The organism is Synechococcus sp. UW140 (genome assembly GCF_900474295.1).
Classification (GTDB): domain Bacteria; phylum Cyanobacteriota; class Cyanobacteriia; order PCC-6307; family Cyanobiaceae; genus Synechococcus_C.
This window is the reverse complement of record NZ_UCOB01000014.1, coordinates 191,747-207,934: the sequence shown is the minus strand read 5'-3', so window position 1 is coordinate 207,934 and position 16,188 is coordinate 191,747. Positions and strand designations below refer to the sequence as shown.

Here is a 16,188-nt window from a genome sequence, read left to right as displayed (position 1 = left end):
GCCTAGAAGGCATTGATCTCTCAGGACCATCTCTTCTCCTGATCGGCTTCACTTTGGCCTTGGCCACCATTGGTTTTCCGGTGGCTGCAGTGCTCACAGACCGCCCATCTGTCTCCGTTCACGACCCCATTGCGCAGGATCGGGATGGATCTTCGCTCCCTTCTTCCCTCGCCGTCACCCGGTCTCGTCAACCTGGTGGTTGAGATACCAGCGGGAAGTCGCAACAAATACGAATACTTCGAAGAGGCTGGGGTCATGGCCCTCGACCGAGTGCTTCATTCCTCGGTCAGATACCCCTTTGATTACGGCTTCATCCCCAACACGCTTGCTGAGGATGGATCTCCCTTAGATGCGATGGTGATCATGGAGGAACCCACCTTTGCCGGTTGTCTGATTGTGGCGCGGCCGATCGGGGTTCTCGATATGCATGACACCGGTCATTACGACGGCAAGATTCTGTGCGTCCCTGTGGCCGATCCCCGTCAGAAAGGGATCGAGAGCATTCGCCAGATCGCTGAACATCAGCTTGAGGACGTGGCTGAATTCTTTCGTGTCTACAAGAACCTTGAAGGGCGCGTGACGTCGATCGGTGGCTGGAGGGATGTCGATGCCGTTCTGCCCCTACTCCAGGACTGCATTACGGCGGCCCAGGCTTGAGCCTTCCCTCGGTGACGTTCCGGGCAAATTCGTTGCAGATTCGTTGGATGGTGCCCGCAAGCTTGTAGGTTGGTGCGCGCCCAGCATGTGAACGACCCGTGCCCACCATCCGTTTTGAGCAGGAAGGCCAGCAGGTCGGTTGCATCGAGGGGGCCAATCTGCGCAAAGCAGCGCTTTCTGCAGGAATCAATCCCTATAAGGGCCTGAACAATCTCAACAACTGCGGTGGCGTTGGCCAGTGTGGAACTTGCGTGGTCGAGGTTGTTGAAGGTTCCCAGAACCTCTCCCCACGCAGCGATGTCGAAGAGGTGTATCTGGCTGATCGCCCTTCCAATTACCGCCTGAGCTGCCGCACAAGCGTCAATGGTGACGTGACCGTGCGCACCCGCCCTTCCGATGGTGTGGGTAAAGGCTCGAACAGCCTCATCGGTGCTGTGAAGAACCTGTTCGGAAAGTGATCCTTGGCTGAACCACTCCTTGTGTGGAGTTATTCCCGCTGTTCCACCTGCCGCAAGGCGCTGGCATGGCTTGAGCAGCAGGGAATTGTCCATCAGGTTGTCGATATCACCGAGTGTCCTCCTGATCGATCAATGCTTGCCGCAGCAGTTGATTATTTGGGCCGTCGCGCTCCTTTGTTCAATACCAGTGGTCAGAGTTATCGCGCTCTTGGTTCTGCTGTTGTCAAGGCGATGTCAGATCCAGAAGCTCTCGATGCGCTTGCCGCTGATGGCAAGTTGATCAAGCGTCCCTTCGTTGCCCTGCCAGATGGGCGATTTCTGGTCGGCTTCAAGCAGGACCAGTGGGTCGAGGCGTTTGGTCGCTGAAGCTGAGGCCATCAAGTTCAGTGATCAGTTCGGTCACTCCGCCTTGATCCCTCAGTTGACGAATGCTCGAACGTTTGAGCTCCTCGAGGAAGGTTGCCACCAGTTCCTGGCTGCGGTCCAGCACCGGTCCTTGCTCCAGGGTTCGGGCCAGTTCCTCCCAGAACCGATCGAGCACATCAATGGAGAGATCCTCCAGTTCGATGTCTCGTTTCCCGAGTCTGTCACCGGCTGATCGTGACAGGCCTAGAAGTCCATCCACCATCCCAACGGCCAGCTGGCGGCTGAATTCGTTTTCTGCTTTCTGGACCGGAGCCAGATCCCTGAGCGCTGTCGGCAGCATCACATCGTTGAGACTGCGCTGCAGAGCATGGCTAAATAGAGCAACCAGTTGGGGACGCATGCCAGGACTCACCTGGGTGAGAAGCAGGGGAATCCACAGCCTTAGCAGTTCCGCGAGTTCACGCTCACCGTTGTCATCCACTGACTGATGGCTGCGCAGATTCCTGATGCGCTTGGGTAGCTGGGGTGAGCGAATCAGTTGCTGCATCGCATCGAGAATGCGCACCGTGAGCACCTCAAACAGTTCCAGTGCCAGCACGGCCACGACGCCGCGACTCACAACCTTTCGCAGGGGTTCCAGCTGAATGAGCTGGGCATTTGAAAGGCGTTCTGTCACGGGAACCACGCGCAGCAGCCTCCAGAACGGCAGTAACAGCGGTAGGTCGATCCAGCGACGCAGCAGGGCGTCTCTCCAGCCAATCGCCGGATAACGACGTTTCAGCCGAACCGCCCTGAGCAGGATGTCGATCAGAAAAAGGATCTGAAAGGGCGTATCAATCCGCCAGGAATGGTCGATTGGCTGGCCGCTGTCGTTGATGCCACGCCAGTAGTTGGTGGCTGCTAAGGGCAGGATGCGCTGGTTCCAGAATGCTCGCTCTTGTTCCCAGTCGTGGTCACTCAGGTAGGTGTCGCCAAGTAGGTGGGCGGCAGCTTGCTTGGGGGAGTCAAGACCCGCCCTTGCCCGGAGCCGATTTTTCAGTTTTTCCAGCGTGCCGGCATTGCCGGAACCCACGAACGGGTTTTCGTCGATCAGCTGGCTGTTGCGCACCACCATCTCGAGCCGATGTTGGCGAGCCGCTGTGCTGTTGATGCCCTGTGCTTGAGCTCGCTTCTCCAGTGCGCGGAAATGGGCGATGTAGGCGGTCGTGTCGCGGTGGGGTGCAATCCCCTTCACCGGGTCATAGAACGGGGTAATGTCCGGCAACCAGGGCAGGGGAATCCCCAGGCTCACTGAAGGAAGGGGGTACAGCGTGCGCTGCAACCAGAAGTTGCGCAGCGGTACGTAGGTGGCGTCAAACAGAACCCATGCAAGGTTGGCTGCTGCGATCAGAGCCAGCCCCTGGTCCCAGCGTTTCCAGAACCGGCCCTTCGAGGTGGCCTGCAATGCTTGCCAGCGGGGGCGGACCATGAGCTGTTTCTCTGAATCCCAGGCTAGAAGCTGAGGCCCATCGCGCCTATCCTGAGCAATCATTCCTTTTAAGCCGCATTGGCCGACGCGCAGAGAGACGATCAGCCCGCCGATCAGACGCCGGCAGAAAGGGGGCAGCAAGGTCACGACGCAAAAACGAAGGACCGATTGGGGGCAAAGCACCGTGGTCATCCCTTCTGGGATTTTTGGGCGCCTGTTCTTTTCACCATTGCCCTCTACTTCGGTCTGAGGATGTTTGTTGGCGAGTCGCGATATATCCCATCCGGTTCAATGTTGCCTGGTCTGAAAATCAACGACATGTTGATTATCGAGAAGATGGCCTACCGCTTCCGCCTGCCTCGCCGCGGGGAGATTGTGGTGTTTGATGCGCCCTATGCCTTCGATCCTGTGCTGAAGGCGGACAGCCTCGCCCCTTCTCTGTGGCGTTGTCTTCCTGCCAATATTCCTTTTATCAACAGAATTCCTGACGTTTCCCCTAAATCCTGTGATGCCTATATCAAGCGTGTGATCGGGGAGCCTGGGGATCGCGTCGTGGTGACCCCCCGAGGTGATGTGACGGTTAATGGGGACAAGCTCAACGAGCCCTATGTCACCAATTACTGCCCTGTTGATGCGCAGGGGATGAGTCGCTGTGCACCTCTCAATGTCACTGTTCCTGACGGACATGTGCTGGTGCTGGGCGACAACCGAAGCAATAGCTGGGATGGCCGCTATTGGCCTGGCACTCACTTTTTGCCCCAGTCAGCGATCATCGGCCGAGCGATCTGGCGCTTTCTTCCTTGGGATCGGGCCGGCGCTCTGGACTCCTGAGTCCACAGGCCACCACGGCCCCCTTGATCTCGAGATTGAGCATCGGTTGATTGCCCCCCCTCGAAGCATCGGGATGGTCGGGGCTTGGCCGCCAGAGTGCCTCGGGATCGAATAGGAGCCAACGATTGCTACCGATTGCCAACTCCTCACTGGGTTGATTCAGCAAGCGTGAGGGGCCGAAACTGAGGGCACCCCAGAGCTGAGGAATCGTCCACCCTTGTTCGCGCACAAGCGTTTGCCAGAGCAGTGGTAACACCAGCTGATGACCGATCAGGCCAGGTCGACGTTGTCCGGGAGGTAACAGGCAATCCTCTGGGTCGAGGGGAACGGCATGAACAGCGACTGCGCCAATCAATCCGTGCTTGAGGGCTCTGGTCAAGGCTTTTTGATCATCGATCCCCCCGAGGGAAGGGGTGACGCACCATCCCGGGGCCGTTGATGGGAGCCTGCTCCGATCCGTGACGAGATGCCACCAATGCACGCTGGCCGTGGGTCGAACAGTCGCTTGCTCCAGCAGGTTGACACCGTCTGCTGTGGCAAGGTTCATCGCCCATAGGGGTTGGTCCGGATAGAGCCGTTGCAGTTCCAGCAACTGCCCCATGGGGATGGTCTCGCTGGCGACCGGATCGATCGGCCATCCGGCCCTCAGCGTTTCCACGCCCTCGCGAACCATGCCATCGCCCTGCAGGCTGGGATCCCGCGGCGCGACCAGGATCGGTGCATGCGCTCCCTCCGCCAGCACCAGACTGCGCTGCAGCAACCCTGTGGCGGGCATGGCCTCGCCGTCACACAGACCGATGGCTCCCTGGTCGAGCAGATCGCCATGGCAGCTGAGCTGCTGGCCTGCACCATCCAGGCTCAGCGCACCCCAAAGGTGGATGCGCACATCACTGCAATCGCTGCCCCATCCCTGGAGGCGTTCGACACGATCCCTCCAGGCGTTCGCTTGGGGCAATAGCGCCACTTGTCCATACCCGGATCTGGCCGCGACATGGCGCAGGCTGTTGAGGTTCTCGGCTTGCTCACCGAAAGGCTTTTCCAGAACGGAATGAGGATCCACAAGGCAAGGGGCAAGCAGCTGGTTGGGTGCTGGCTGAACCGGCACCGCTTCGCTGGCTGCCTGCTGGCGTGCCTCCTCTCCGAAGGCCACCAGCTCATGGTTCCGGATGAGGGCGGCACCCTTCTCAATCGGATCCTGCCCACACCCAACCAGGATCCGAACGGGATCGAGAAGCACGGTCTGATGCATGAGCTCAGAGGGCTCCTGCAGCGGTGCGATCGAGAACCCCTCCGAGGTGGGATGTGAGGTTGAGACAGGTCACAACCGAAGGCTGGCCCGGATCCGTCGGCATGTCGACCACCGTCACCCCACCGTTGCCTTGCTTCACGGACCAAATGTCGCCTGGAGTGAGGCCCAACAGCTTGCAGAGAATGGTTTTGTTCACCGCGTCATGGGCGACCACCAGAGCAGTTTCTTCAGGCTCAAGGCTTGCCGCGATCGTGTCCCAGGTGTTCACAGAGCGTTCCCAAACGTCTTGGATGGTTTCTCCCTCTGGCATCTGCACCGTTTCAGGCGTGCGTTTCCATTCCTCGAGAAGATCTGCCCACTCCGCTTTGATCTCGTCTTCGAGCTTGCCTTCCCAGAGGCCGTGGCCAATCTCCACGAGGCCACGAGTCTCCGTCAGGGGCACCCCTGGATGGGAGCGAAGGATGCCTTCAGCGGTCTGACGTGGCCGAGTCATTGAGCTGCTGTAAGCCCTTTGCAGCGATACCGATTCGAGGAATCCTCGAGCCGCTTCAGCCTGGGCATGGCCGTTGTCGTTGAGGGGGATGTCAATCTGTCCCTGGAAACGGCCCTGACGATTCCAGTTGGTCTCACCGTGGCGCACCAGCACCAGTCGAGCTCCGTCCCCTTTTTTCGGCAGTCCCTGGCCAAGGTGCGCTGTGTTGTTCAGGCATTCGATCTGCACTTGGTGGCCGCCGCTGGCCTTCGGATTGAGGTTGAACACCGAGAGCGAGGCGTTGTCGATTTGGAGACGACGGAAGCCCTGGGAGGGTTCGCCAAGAAGCACCAGGATCAAGCAACGGAGAATGGCGTTGTGGCCCACCACCAGCACTGTGTCGTTGCCGTCAGTGGGATGTTGCTCCAGGAGGCGATCGAGGAAATGCCTTGCCTGCGCCATCAGCTCCTGCACAGGACGGTAGGCACGGCCATCCTTCCGGGTCAGTTCCAGCTCTTCGGGATGAAGACGCCAGGCCTGGTAGGCCTCCGGGTAGCGGGCGGCTCGCTCGTCGGCGCTCATTCCACTCCAAGGTTCGAGATCCACTTCCAGAAGTCCGTCATCCATGACTGGAGTGAGGGAGTCGCCGCCCCTGGCCTTGAGTAAGCCTTCACAGGTCGCGCTGGCCCGCTTCAGCGGAGAGCTGTACACCGCACTGATCGGTACGTCAGTCAGGGCTCGACCCGTTCGGCTCGCCTGTTCCTCACCTGCCGCTGTCAGAACGGAAAGGTCATCCCTTCCTTGAATCCGGCGCTCCACATTGAAGCTGCTCAGGCCGTGGCGCACCAGAAGAAGACGGAGAGACAACGGTTTGTGGGGAGGGGCGCGGCCATCGTATTGGGGGCCAGGTCCCCTTTCTGTCGTCCGCTTCTGTCGCCAGCGGAGAGAATCGGTGTCTGTTGCTCCGCATCCGTTGACGTCTTCGCCGACCGATCGCCGGCTGTCCAAATCATTGCTGGCTCTGATCTCCCTTGTGCTGGCGATGCTCGTCTGGGTGATGGGGTTGATCAGTAGCCTCAGCCGCGACTCCGTCACGCCGGCTCTCTCTCTGCAGCAGCAGGAGAAGGCCCTGTTGGCAGAACCGTCCCTGCCACCGCAGTTGAGGCCCCTGCTGGTGGGAGGGGATCCTTCTGCTCAGATGCTTGAAGCCCTAGAGGAGGTGCCGCTCGATCGGCTCGATGATCGCCAGCGGCTTCTGTTGGCGGCACTGACTAGGGATGAGGCTCAGCGCAGTGCAGCCCTCGCCTTGCCGATGCAGAGGCCTGAATTGAGCGCAATGCAACAAGCTCTTTCTACTTATGAGCAAGGTGGGAGGCTCACAGAAGCCAACGAGGCGCTGCTTTCCGATCCGGCGATGGATCCGCTGCTGCGACAGCTCAGCTGTGAGGCCTTAGGTGGCAGCAAGGTCTGGTGCACGGATCCCAGCGATGCGAACGCTGCTGCGCAGGCCACCCAGCGACTGTTGCTGGCCGAATTGTTGCCAATCGCAGCGCTGCTGACTGGAGTGGGGCTGCTGATCCGCCATCTCTGGTCGCGCTTTCGCGGAAAGCTGCCCGCTTGGCCCCCTCTGGTTGGTCCGTTGCTCACACCGGCGGACATGGCGATCCTCGTGGCCGGAGGATTCGTCTTGCTTGGGGAGGTGTTGCTGCCCGTGCTGGTCAGTCCCCTGATCGCGCTGATCTCACAGGGGCAGACCGGGGCTCTCGGTCAGGCGATTGCGGTGCTGATCGGTTACATCGCCCTTGCAATTCCTCCCTTGGGAATCCTTCGCCTTCAACTCGGTGGCCTTGAGAGAGTGGAGATGCCGGTTGGGGGATGGCTCCAGTGGCGCCCTTCTCCTTGGCTCACGGGCCTGCTGCAGGGCGTGCGCGGCTGGTTGATGGTGATGCCCCCCGTGGTGCTGACAGGTTGGCTGACGGGGAAGCTGGTTGGTGATCAAGGCGGCAGTAACCCCCTGCTGGAGATGGTGCTGCGTAATGACAATCCCTGGGCTCTTGTCCTGCTGGCTCTCACTGCTGTTGTGCTTGCACCTCTCTTTGAAGAACTGGTGTTTCGGGGTGTGCTTCTGCCCGTTCTCGCTCGGGTGCTTGGTCGAGGCTGGGGCGTGGTCATCAGCGGCCTGGTGTTTGCCGTGGCCCACCTCAGCATTGGTGAGCTGCCGCCCCTGCTGGTGCTCGGCATCGGCCTCGCCCTGCTGCGTCTGAGTAGTGGTCGTCTGCTGCCCTGTGTGGTGATGCACGCCTGCTGGAATGCGGCCACCTTCCTCAATCTGATCCTTCTGGGCTCTTAATCAGCAGATCCCTGCTCTCATTGGTGTTTTCGGGCTTGCGGGACGCCCTTGCGAATGGTTCACTGACACATTGACGCGTCGATGACGTGAGCGCCGTTCCCCAGTCACGGATTGTCCCTGCAGAGCGCTCTGCAGCGTCAGGGGCATTCGAGCTGATCCAGGGATCGATGTCGGCGCAGCGGATGGCGCGTCGATCGCCTTTGTTGGCTGGTCTGCATCGTGTTGCAGATGGATCCCTTTGTGGTGTCGTTTTGGCTGTCGTAGCTCTGTCGGGTCTGACGCTTCACTGGCAGCACCGTTGGACGGTGGCGTTCCGCCAATTGGAGGAAACTCGCAGCCTCTCCCATCGTCTGACCGAGTCAACGGCGACGCTTGAACGTCATCTGCTTCAGCAGGCCAGTCTTCCGGCCACGATGGTGCCCACTCAAGCGGCCAATCTCGTTTATCTCGATCGCCCACAGGCCAGTGCGCCTGCTCAGGATGTCGACCAGCTGGCCATGATCCAGACCTGGATGGATCAGCCGATCCAGCAGGGGTATTGACACCATGACCGACCCGGAAGCCGGTCGTCGAAGCCGTCGCCGCCCACGCCAGCGGGTGATTCCTCTTGAACCTGTCCCGGCAGCACGCATGCGTTGGGTGTTCACGTTGCTCTGTCTGGGCCTAATCGGCCTGATGGGTCGTATGGCCTGGCTGCAAGTGATGCAGTCTTCCGCTCTTGAAGCCCGGGCCCGCAGTGTTCAGACCCAGCGAACCGATCCGCTTGGGACCCGCCGTCCGATCGTCGACCGTGCAGGACGTCTTGTGGCCCTGGATGAGGAACGCTTTCGTCTTTGGGCCCATCCCAACAACTTTCGCTTTCCAGGGGATGACCCGTCTGTCGTCCGTCAGCCTCTTGATCTTGCACGTCGCCTCTCGGGTTTGTTGGCTCTGCCCATGGCCGATCTGGTTCAGCGCATGGGCGATCGACCCTCAGGGATTCGTTTGGCGGAAGGCTTGGATCCGGAAACCGCCTCAGAGGTAAGACGTCTCGGTATCAGTGGTCTTGATCTCGAGGCCTACTCCCATCGGGTCTATCCCCAGGGCAATCTGTTCGCCAATGTGGTGGGTTTCCTGAACCTGGAGCGTGAGCCACAGGCGGGTTTGGAGCAGAGCCGAGATCGCGATCTGCAACGCCATGAGCAATCCCGCAGTCTGCGCAGAGGAGCGGATGGCACCCCCCTACCGGACAACCTCAGCCCAGGGATTTTCTTTGGTGATGACCTTCGGCTTCAGCTCACTCTTGATGCCCGTCTTCAGGAGCTAGCCGCGAAGGCCCTCGCGGCGCAGGTTAAGGAGTGGAGCGCGAAGAAGGGTGTGGCGATTGTGATGGATGTGCGCAATGGGGAACTCCTGGCACTGGCATCGACACCCACCTATGACCCCAACCGCTACTGGGATTTCCCGCCAGCTCTGTTTCGTGAGTGGTCGGTGCAGGATCTCTACGAACCCGGCTCGACCTTTAAGCCGATCAACCTGGCGATCGCGCTCCAGGAAAAGGTGATCGGGCCTAATGACACGGTGAATGACATCGGTCAGCTTCAGATCGGAGGATGGCCGATCTTCAACCATGACAAGGGTGCCAACGGTGTAATCGATTTCGCCACTGTGCTGCAGGTGTCGAGCAACGTGGGCATGGTGCAGGCGATGCGCAACCTGGAACCACTGCGCTATTGGCAGTGGTTGTCGAAGCTTGGTCTGGAGTCCAAGCCCGACACCGATCTCCCCGGGGCTGTTGCCGGGCAACTCAAGACCAGTCAGCAATTCACCACTCAGCCAATCGAGCCCGCCACTGCGGCCTTCGGTCAGGGCTTTTCACTCACCCCGTTGAAGCTGGTGCAGCTGCATGCACTGCTGGCCAATGGTGGACGCATGGTGAGTCCCCATATCACCCGTGGGTTGCGTTCCGGCGATGGTCTGGCCAGACGCAATCGCACCCTGGGACAACCGTTGATCCGTCCTGAGGTGACGCGCACCGTGCTGGCTTGGATGGAATCGGTGGTGGAGAAAGGCAGCGGCAAGGGTGCCAGAACTGCGGGGTACCGCATTGGGGGTAAAACAGGCACGGCCCAGAAAGCTCTCAACGGTGTTTATGTGCCAGGCGCCAAGATCTGCAGCTTTGTGGCCACCCTTCCGATCGAGGACCCTCGTTACGTGGTGTTGGTCGTGGTGGATGAACCCCAGGGTGGGAATGCTTACGGTTCTACCGTTGCGGTGCCGGTGGCCAAACAGATCATCGATGGTCTGCTTGTAATCGAGAAAATTCCGCCCAGCGGAGGCCGCACTGCCCATCAGCCCGCGCGTCGTCCTGCTGTTGCTCTTGATGGGGCACCAGCTTCTGCGGGTTAACAAACAGGGGGGTGCCAGTTCCGCTGGGCTGGCTACGTTACGGACCTAGAGCCGTACTTCGCTTCCATGGCCTCTCTTCTCGAACAGCTGTCCGCCATGACCGTTGTCGTGGCCGACACCGGCGACCTGGAGGCGATCCGTCGTTTCACACCGCGGGACGCCACCACCAACCCTTCCCTCATCCTGGCTGCCGCTCAGATCCCCGCTTACCAGAGCTTGATCGATGAGGCTTTGAATTCCTCACGCCGACTGCTTGGCAGTAATGCGCCGGTCGAGGACGTTGTGCATGAGGCCCTTGATGAGATCTGTGTGATCTTCGGTAAGGAGATTCTCAAAATCGTTCCAGGCCGTGTGTCCACCGAGGTCGATGCCCGTTTGAGCTTCGATACTGAGGCCACGATTGAGAAGGGTCGCAAGCTGATCCGTCTTTATAACGATGCAGGAATCAGCAATGACCATGTGCTGATCAAGATTGCTTCCACCTGGCAGGGCATCAAAGCGGCGGAGGTGCTGGAGAAGGAGGGAATTCACTGCAACCTCACGCTTCTGTTTGGTTTTGGCCAGGCCGTCGCTTGTGCGGAGGCCGGCGTCACCCTGATTTCTCCCTTTGTTGGTCGCATTCTTGACTGGTACAAGGCCGAGACAGGGCGGGATGCCTATCCCGGTCCAGAGGATCCCGGCGTGCTGTCCGTAACCCGCATCTTCAACTACTTCAAGACCTACGGCTACAACACAGAGGTGATGGGAGCGAGTTTCCGCAACACCGATGAGATTGTTGAGTTGGCGGGGTGTGATCTTCTCACCATTTCCCCGAAACTGCTTGATCAACTCCGCAGCACGGAGGCTCCACTCGTGCGCAAGCTTGATGGAGGCAATCCCACTGGTGGTGAGCCCCAAATCCATCTAGATCGTCAGGGCTTCGATTCGATGATGGCCGACGATCGCATGGCCACCGACAAGCTCAGTGAGGGCATTAAGGGCTTCAGCAAGGCGATTGAAACCCTTGAGGCGCAGCTGGCTCACCGCTTGGCTGAACTCGAGGGAGGGGCCGCTTTTCGGCATGCCGTTCAGGAGATTTTCTTGCTCAACGACATGAACGGAGATGGTTCGATCACGCGTGATGAATGGCTGGGTAGTGACGCTGTCTTCGACGCCCTTGATCAGGATCACGATGGACGCCTGACTCCGGAGGAGGTTCGTTCTGGTTTTGGCGCGGCTCTTTCACTCACGACAGCCTGAGTGCAAACTCCGCACCGTTTCGCTCAACAGTTGTCTCGCAACACCTGATTGCTCTTCGGTAGGGCTCTTGACATCGTCAGGAAGCCCTCTTGAGCTTGAATCAGACATGGCTCTGGAGCTGGGAGATTGAACGCACTTGACACCATGCGCGCTCTTGCTTCCACCAGTGAGGTGAGAGTTGCTCAGGCTGGAGAAGTGATTTTCTCTGCTGGAGAATCCGGTGCTTCGATGTTTGGTCTGCTTGAGGGGACCGTGCGATTGGGGTGGAGAACTGAGGATGGCAGCGAGGGCTACGAATTGATCGCAGCAGGGAATGTGTTTGGTTCGGGTGCTCTGGTGACCCCGGATCATCGTCGTCTTGGCACGGCGATGGCTGAAACAGCCTGTCGTTTGATCGAAATGAACCGCGAGAAGTTTCTCTTTGCTGTGCAGGAGTCTCCAATGTTTGCAATTGAGTTGCTGGCCTCGGTGGATGAGCGCTTGCGTGATCTCAAACTGAGCGACCGCTCCTGATCCAACGCTGTCAACTCTGGGTCTGAGCTGGCTGCTGGTTAGTCTCTTCAGCTCCGTTTCAGCAGCAGCCGTTTAATCACGCGTTGGGCGATGTCGCCATAGCCCATGTCTCCAGAGAGGATCTGGGCGATGCGCTGCGGGGCGGTGGGTCGCTTGATGCCGAGTTGATACCCCACTTTCGGAAAGCGATAGAACACTTGGGCGATGCGCCTTCCCCAGGCCATCGAATCGCCCCATCGTGCTCGCATCTGCTGCGAGTAAAGCGAGAGATCCTTTTGCTCTCCCCGAAGCCAGAGGTCCAGGCTGGAGGCGGCTTCACAGCCACTCATCAGGGCAGGTCGCAGGCCTTCTGCCAGAAATGGATCGCAAAGCGACGCCGCGTCTCCCACCGCAACCATGCCATCGGCGTGCAGGGGGTGATGGCCGTTCCAAACCCGCAGCTGCGCTTGCTGTCGCAGACCTGCGTCAGCGGAGAACCCCAGGTCTGGCAATAGTTGGGACAGGATCGCGTCACTGTCGGCGGCATGGCGACCGATGAAGGTGCCGACGCCCACATTCACTCCATCACCCATCGGGAAAGCCCAAGCGAAGCCGTGATGCACAAGCCCAAATTCGAATCGGGCGGAGCCAGGCCGCAGTGATCCCCGCCCCTCAAGCCGTACTGAAGTGGTGCTGGCGCAATGTGGTTTGCCAGGTCCAAGGCCGAAGCGTTCGGGCCAAGGCGAGGCAGAACCATCCGCGATCACCACTGCTCGCGCTTCGATCGCACGTCCATCAGCACTGAGAACTCGCCAGCCTGACTCGTGCCTGCTCAGCTCGGTGACTTCGAAGCCTTGGTGCAAGTGAGCACCCCGTTCAACAGCCCGTTCGATCAGAAGCGAATCAAGCCGTTCGCGGCGGACGATCCAGAACGGGGCCGACCCTGGTAGCTCGGCGACGACTGGATCGGTCAGACACCAGCTGAACTCCACTCGCTCGATGACTTCATCAACTGCCGGCGCAAGAGGGAAGGGAAACCACTGCTGCACTGAGGCTGCCATGCCACCGCCACAGGGTTTGATGCGCGAGTGGTGTGATTGGAGCAATGGCGCCTCGCTGCCGCCATCTTTTTCCAGCACCGTGACGCGATGGCCTGCTTGGCTGAGGTGAAAGGCAGCGGCAGCACCTGCTGCTCCTGAACCGATCACCACCACGTCAGAGCTGCTCACGCTGGTTCTTGCGCTCAGACCTTGAGAATGTCGGCCTCTTTGTCGGCCAAATGCTTCTCAAGAATGCCAATGAACTTGTCCAGCGTCTTCTGGACAATGTCCTGTTCGTCGCGGCTTTGGTCCTCAGAGAAGTCACCGTCTTTCTCTTGTTTCTTGATCTTGTCGATCGCATCGCGGCGAATATTTCGCAGCGCCACCTTGCCCTCTTCGGCGTATTTGGAAGCCAGCTTGCAGAACTCCTTGCGCCGCTCCTCGGTGAGGGGAGGAACGTTGATACGAATAATCTTTCCGTCGTTATTGGGGGTGAATCCGAGTTCGCTCATGGCGATGGACTTTTCGATCGAGGCGAGGGAACTGATGTCGAAGGGCTGAATTTGGATGGTTTGGGAATCGGGTGTTGAGAGGGTTGCTAACGACTTCAGTGGGGTGTCGGCGCCGTAGTACTCGACGCTGATGCGATCCAGCAATGAGGCGTTGGCCCGGCCTGTGCGAATGGTGTTGAACATGCGCTGGGTGGATTCCACCGACTTCTGCATGCTGGTTTCGAGCTCTTGTTTCGACATAACGGATTTAGTTGCTGATGCGGGAACCGATCGGCTCGCCAGCCACGGCTTTGCCGATGTTGCCAGGTTCGAACAGATTGAAAACAACGATAGGAATGTTGTTGTCTTTGCAAAGGGCGATGGCAGTGCTGTCCATCACGGCTAGTTCACCGCTGAGCACCTGCTGAAAGGTGAGCCTTTCATGCTTCACGGCATCGGCGTGCTTGGCGGGGTCCTTGTCATAGACGCCATCGACCTTGGTGGCTTTGAACACCACATCGGCATTGATTTCGGCTGCGCGAAGCGCTGCCGTGGTGTCGGTGGTGAAGAAGGGATTGCCGCAGCCAGCTCCGAACACCACCACTCTTCGCTTCTCCAGGTGGCGAATGGCCTTGCGGCGGATGTAGGGCTCAGCAACCTCCTGCATGGCAATCGCTGTTTGCACCCGGGTGGGGACTCCGGCTCGCTCCAGGCCGTCCTGCAGGGTGATCGCATTCATCACCGTTGCCAGCATGCCCACATAGTCGGCCGTGGCTCGATCCATTCCAGCGGCAGACCCCTTCAGGCCGCGGAAGATATTGCCTCCACCCACAACGATGGCGAGCTCTGTGCCGCTGGCGATCACCCTGGCGACATCCTCGGCTATGGACTGAACGATCTCGGGATCGATGCCATATCCCTGATCACCCATCAGCGCTTCACCGCTGAGTTTGAGCAGGGCGCGCTTGTATGCCATTCAGCCACCAGATCTTGTCGACAGTAGCAAGGGGTTTCCCTGTGTCTTGACCTCTCGCCGAGGGCTGGTCAGGACAAGAAAACGCGCTTGCATGGTGTAACCGAGACCCCCACATGCCTGATCACGGCAAGCCACGCAGTGGGGTGATGGCGAGGCTCACGTTATCGGCCCTTGACCGTGCCAGTCAGGATCCTTCTTGCTGGCGTGATCCGATCGTTCACCGCGCCTTGCTGGTGAGCGGTTTGTCGGTGCTGACAGCAGCCACAGCTCTGCTCAAGACTGATCTTGAGCAGAGCTGAATCAAGTATTCAGAATTCGATACCAGCCTGTGCTTTCACCCCCTGCTCTCGGAACGGGTGATGAACCAGCGTCATTTCAGTGACGAGATCGGCTGCTTCGATCAGTTCTGGTGGGGCTCCCCGTCCCGTGAGCGCGACGTGGCAAAGCTCTGGGCGCTGGCTTAAGCCGTCCAGCACAGTGCTGACCTCGATATAGCCCAGCTTCAGAGCAACATTCAGCTCGTCGAGGAGTACGAGCTTGATGGATGGATCTTTCAGGTAGCCCAGGGCGGTCTGCCAGGCATTGCCCACAAGTTGCTGGTCACGTTCACGGTCTTGTGTCTCCCAGGTGAATCCTTCGCCAAGGGCATGCCAAGCCACCTGATCGCCGAAGGCTTTCAGGGCTCTGGCCTCGCCCGGTTCCCATCCACCTTTGATGAACTGCACAATCGCTACCCTCTCCCCGTGGCCCAATGTGCGCAGGACCAGGCCGAGTCCTGCAGTGGTCTTGCCTTTGCCCTGACCGGTGAACACCAGCAGGAGGCCTTTTTCCTTATTCCGTTCTTCCACGCGCTGGCGTTGGACCTGCTGACGCCGTTCCATCCGCTTGCGATAGCCCGCGTTGTCCTGTTCAGGGGCCAGTCGACCGCCCATACCCAGCTCGGCTGCGGTCTGGTCCAGATTGCTGTTGTTCATGACTGTTCTCCGGGGAGCCGAGCGGTGGGGCGAGAGGCGGTGATGCGCTGCAAGGCCTCGCCGGCCAGCAGTTCCTGCTCCACCTGGGTGAAGCCAAGCCCTCTGAGCTGGGCGGGAAGGTCGTCCTCCAGCATGGCGGTCGCGGTGTCGGTTTCAAACAGCGCGCAGAACAGCCACTGGGGCAGGCGCAGCCAAGGGCCAGCTGGATGGAGGTCCACCAGCACCAGCCATCCCCCCGGGCGCAGCAGCCGTAGGCATTGCCCAAGCACGATCTCGCGTTCGTGGCGGGGAAATTCATGCAGCGCCACGCTTAATTGAATGGCGTCGAATGACGCATCGGCTAAGGGCGGGGCCTCGGCGAGTGCCTCGACCTGTTTCAGGTCAGGATGGCGGCTGGCAGCGAGACTCAGGGCCAGGGGCGAGACATCCAGTCCGGTCACCTTGAAGCCGGCCGATAGCCAGGGGGCTGCTGCTTCCCCGCTGCCGCAGCACAGGTCCAGCACGGAAGCCCCGGGCTGAAGCCTGGCCTTCATGACTTCAAGCCCTAGTCCCCTGAGGCGCTGCACCCCGCCCACGCTCAGAGATGACACCGCTGTGACCGTGTCGTAGATCCAGCGATGGCGGTAGGCGAGGGGCCTTAGAAACGAACTCATCAGGAACGGGAAAGGATGTGACTTCGGACGTCAGTCACAGCACTCATCCTGCCGCTGAAGGATTGGACTGAGCAGCAACGCTGC

At 59.7% G+C, this 16,188-nt stretch carries 18 protein-coding genes; 10 read left to right on the top strand and 8 right to left on the bottom strand.

Features of this window, described 5'->3' with window-relative positions:
* Window positions 1-144 precede the first annotated feature (144 nt).
* The 3 genes from DXY10_RS06035 to DXY10_RS06025 all read left to right on the top strand — a co-directional run bounded on the left by DXY10_RS06035 (window position 145) and on the right by DXY10_RS06025 (window position 1,481).
* The gene (locus tag DXY10_RS06035; protein WP_115017133.1) at window positions 145-657 is read left to right on the top strand and encodes an inorganic diphosphatase; all 513 of its coding nucleotides are present in this window, start codon (window positions 145-147) and stop codon (window positions 655-657) included.
* A gap of 98 nt (window positions 658-755) precedes the next feature.
* Window positions 756-1,115 (top strand): 2Fe-2S iron-sulfur cluster-binding protein, encoded by a 360-nt coding sequence (locus tag DXY10_RS06030; protein ID WP_115017131.1) that lies wholly within the window; start codon window positions 756-758, stop codon window positions 1,113-1,115.
* A gap of 3 nt (window positions 1,116-1,118) precedes the next feature.
* Window positions 1,119-1,481, top strand: coding sequence for an arsenate reductase family protein (locus DXY10_RS06025; protein ID WP_115017129.1), 363 nt, complete (start codon window positions 1,119-1,121; stop codon window positions 1,479-1,481).
* Here the strand turns inward: DXY10_RS06025 and DXY10_RS06020 are convergent.
* Window positions 1,444-2,949: a hypothetical protein gene (locus tag DXY10_RS06020; RefSeq protein ID WP_115017442.1), complete on the bottom strand. Its 1,506-nt coding sequence runs from the start codon at window positions 2,947-2,949 to the stop codon at window positions 1,444-1,446. The two genes, DXY10_RS06025 and DXY10_RS06020, sit on opposite strands and share 38 nt — an antisense overlap.
* Window positions 2,950-3,117: 168 nt before the next feature.
* Between DXY10_RS06020 and lepB the strand changes: the two genes are divergently transcribed.
* The gene (lepB, locus tag DXY10_RS06015; RefSeq protein WP_244281964.1) at window positions 3,118-3,780 is read left to right on the top strand and encodes a signal peptidase I; all 663 of its coding nucleotides are present in this window, start codon (window positions 3,118-3,120) and stop codon (window positions 3,778-3,780) included.
* Here lepB and DXY10_RS06010 read toward each other — a convergent pair.
* A complete protein-coding gene (locus DXY10_RS06010; protein ID WP_115017126.1) occupies window positions 3,719-5,029 on the bottom strand; it encodes a dihydroorotase in 1,311 nt (436 codons plus the stop codon). The two genes, lepB and DXY10_RS06010, sit on opposite strands and share 62 nt — an antisense overlap.
* 4 nt (window positions 5,030-5,033) lie before the next feature.
* Entirely contained in the window at window positions 5,034-6,368 is a 1,335-nt protein-coding gene (locus DXY10_RS06005) for a histidine phosphatase family protein (protein WP_115017124.1), read from the bottom strand.
* 106 nt (window positions 6,369-6,474) lie between these two features.
* Between DXY10_RS06005 and DXY10_RS06000 the strand changes: the two genes are divergently transcribed.
* From DXY10_RS06000 to DXY10_RS05980, 5 genes are all read left to right on the top strand, one after another.
* Window positions 6,475-7,851, top strand: coding sequence for a lysostaphin resistance A-like protein (locus DXY10_RS06000; RefSeq protein WP_371411125.1), 1,377 nt, complete (start codon window positions 6,475-6,477; stop codon window positions 7,849-7,851).
* 86 nt (window positions 7,852-7,937) lie between these two features.
* Entirely contained in the window at window positions 7,938-8,393 is a 456-nt protein-coding gene (locus tag DXY10_RS05995) for a hypothetical protein (protein ID WP_115017122.1), read from the top strand.
* Window positions 8,394-8,397: 4 nt separating this feature from the next.
* On the top strand, window positions 8,398-10,239 hold the full coding sequence (locus DXY10_RS05990) for a penicillin-binding protein 2 (protein ID WP_115017121.1): 1,842 nt from the start codon (window positions 8,398-8,400) through the stop codon (window positions 10,237-10,239).
* A 66-nt stretch (window positions 10,240-10,305) separates the two neighbouring features.
* Window positions 10,306-11,478 (top strand): transaldolase, encoded by a 1,173-nt coding sequence (locus tag DXY10_RS05985; RefSeq protein WP_115017119.1) that lies wholly within the window; start codon window positions 10,306-10,308, stop codon window positions 11,476-11,478.
* Window positions 11,479-11,604: 126 nt separating this feature from the next.
* Complete coding sequence (locus DXY10_RS05980; protein WP_115017117.1) at window positions 11,605-11,991, top strand: Crp/Fnr family transcriptional regulator; 387 nt, start codon at window positions 11,605-11,607, stop codon at window positions 11,989-11,991.
* 47 nt (window positions 11,992-12,038) lie between these two features.
* Here DXY10_RS05980 and DXY10_RS05975 read toward each other — a convergent pair whose 3' ends face one another.
* The 3 genes from DXY10_RS05975 to pyrH are packed head-to-tail and all read right to left on the bottom strand — an operon-like array spanning window position 12,039 to window position 14,477.
* Complete coding sequence (locus DXY10_RS05975) at window positions 12,039-13,199, bottom strand: NAD(P)/FAD-dependent oxidoreductase (protein ID WP_115017116.1); 1,161 nt, start codon at window positions 13,197-13,199, stop codon at window positions 12,039-12,041.
* A 14-nt stretch (window positions 13,200-13,213) separates the two neighbouring features.
* Window positions 13,214-13,762 carry a ribosome recycling factor gene (frr, locus tag DXY10_RS05970; RefSeq protein ID WP_115017114.1) on the bottom strand — a complete coding sequence of 183 codons (549 nt, stop codon included), beginning with the start codon at window positions 13,760-13,762 and terminating at the stop codon, window positions 13,214-13,216.
* A 7-nt stretch (window positions 13,763-13,769) separates the two neighbouring features.
* Window positions 13,770-14,477, bottom strand: a complete 708-nt coding sequence (gene pyrH / locus DXY10_RS05965) for a UMP kinase (RefSeq protein WP_115017112.1) — start codon at window positions 14,475-14,477, stop codon at window positions 13,770-13,772.
* 113 nt (window positions 14,478-14,590) lie between these two features.
* Between pyrH and DXY10_RS05960 the strand changes: the two genes are divergently transcribed.
* A complete protein-coding gene (locus DXY10_RS05960; RefSeq protein ID WP_115017110.1) occupies window positions 14,591-14,776 on the top strand; it encodes a hypothetical protein in 186 nt (61 codons plus the stop codon).
* A gap of 9 nt (window positions 14,777-14,785) precedes the next feature.
* Here the strand turns inward: DXY10_RS05960 and cobO are convergent, their stop codons facing one another.
* Both cobO and DXY10_RS05950 read right to left on the bottom strand, forming a co-directional pair.
* The gene (gene cobO / locus DXY10_RS05955; RefSeq protein WP_115017109.1) at window positions 14,786-15,451 is read right to left on the bottom strand and encodes a cob(I)yrinic acid a,c-diamide adenosyltransferase; all 666 of its coding nucleotides are present in this window, start codon (window positions 15,449-15,451) and stop codon (window positions 14,786-14,788) included.
* Window positions 15,448-16,104 carry a class I SAM-dependent methyltransferase gene (locus tag DXY10_RS05950; RefSeq protein WP_115017107.1) on the bottom strand — a complete coding sequence of 219 codons (657 nt, stop codon included), beginning with the start codon at window positions 16,102-16,104 and terminating at the stop codon, window positions 15,448-15,450. The genes cobO and DXY10_RS05950 overlap by 4 nt, the downstream gene beginning before the upstream one ends.
* Between the last annotated feature and the right edge of the window lie 84 nt (window positions 16,105-16,188).

Excerpts from the sequence above, each read along its gene's own strand:
- DXY10_RS06020 (WP_115017442.1), bottom strand. The coding sequence starts at position 2,949 with ATGGTCCGCCCCCGCTGGCAAGCATTGCAGGCCACCTCGAAGGGCCGG.
- cobO (WP_115017109.1), bottom strand. The coding sequence starts at position 15,451 with ATGAACAACAGCAATCTGGACCAGACCGCAGCCGAGCTGGGTATGGGC.
- pyrH (WP_115017112.1), bottom strand. The coding sequence starts at position 14,477 with ATGGCATACAAGCGCGCCCTGCTCAAACTCAGCGGTGAAGCGCTGATG.
- DXY10_RS05985 (WP_115017119.1), top strand. The coding sequence starts at position 10,306 with ATGGCCTCTCTTCTCGAACAGCTGTCCGCCATGACCGTTGTCGTGGCC.
- DXY10_RS05960 (WP_115017110.1), top strand. The coding sequence starts at position 14,591 with ATGCCTGATCACGGCAAGCCACGCAGTGGGGTGATGGCGAGGCTCACG.
- frr (WP_115017114.1), bottom strand. The coding sequence starts at position 13,762 with ATGTCGAAACAAGAGCTCGAAACCAGCATGCAGAAGTCGGTGGAATCC.
- DXY10_RS06035 (WP_115017133.1), top strand. The coding sequence starts at position 145 with ATGGATCTTCGCTCCCTTCTTCCCTCGCCGTCACCCGGTCTCGTCAAC.
- DXY10_RS06010 (WP_115017126.1), bottom strand. The coding sequence starts at position 5,029 with ATGCATCAGACCGTGCTTCTCGATCCCGTTCGGATCCTGGTTGGGTGT.
- DXY10_RS05990 (WP_115017121.1), top strand. The coding sequence starts at position 8,398 with ATGACCGACCCGGAAGCCGGTCGTCGAAGCCGTCGCCGCCCACGCCAG.
- DXY10_RS05950 (WP_115017107.1), bottom strand. The coding sequence starts at position 16,104 with ATGAGTTCGTTTCTAAGGCCCCTCGCCTACCGCCATCGCTGGATCTAC.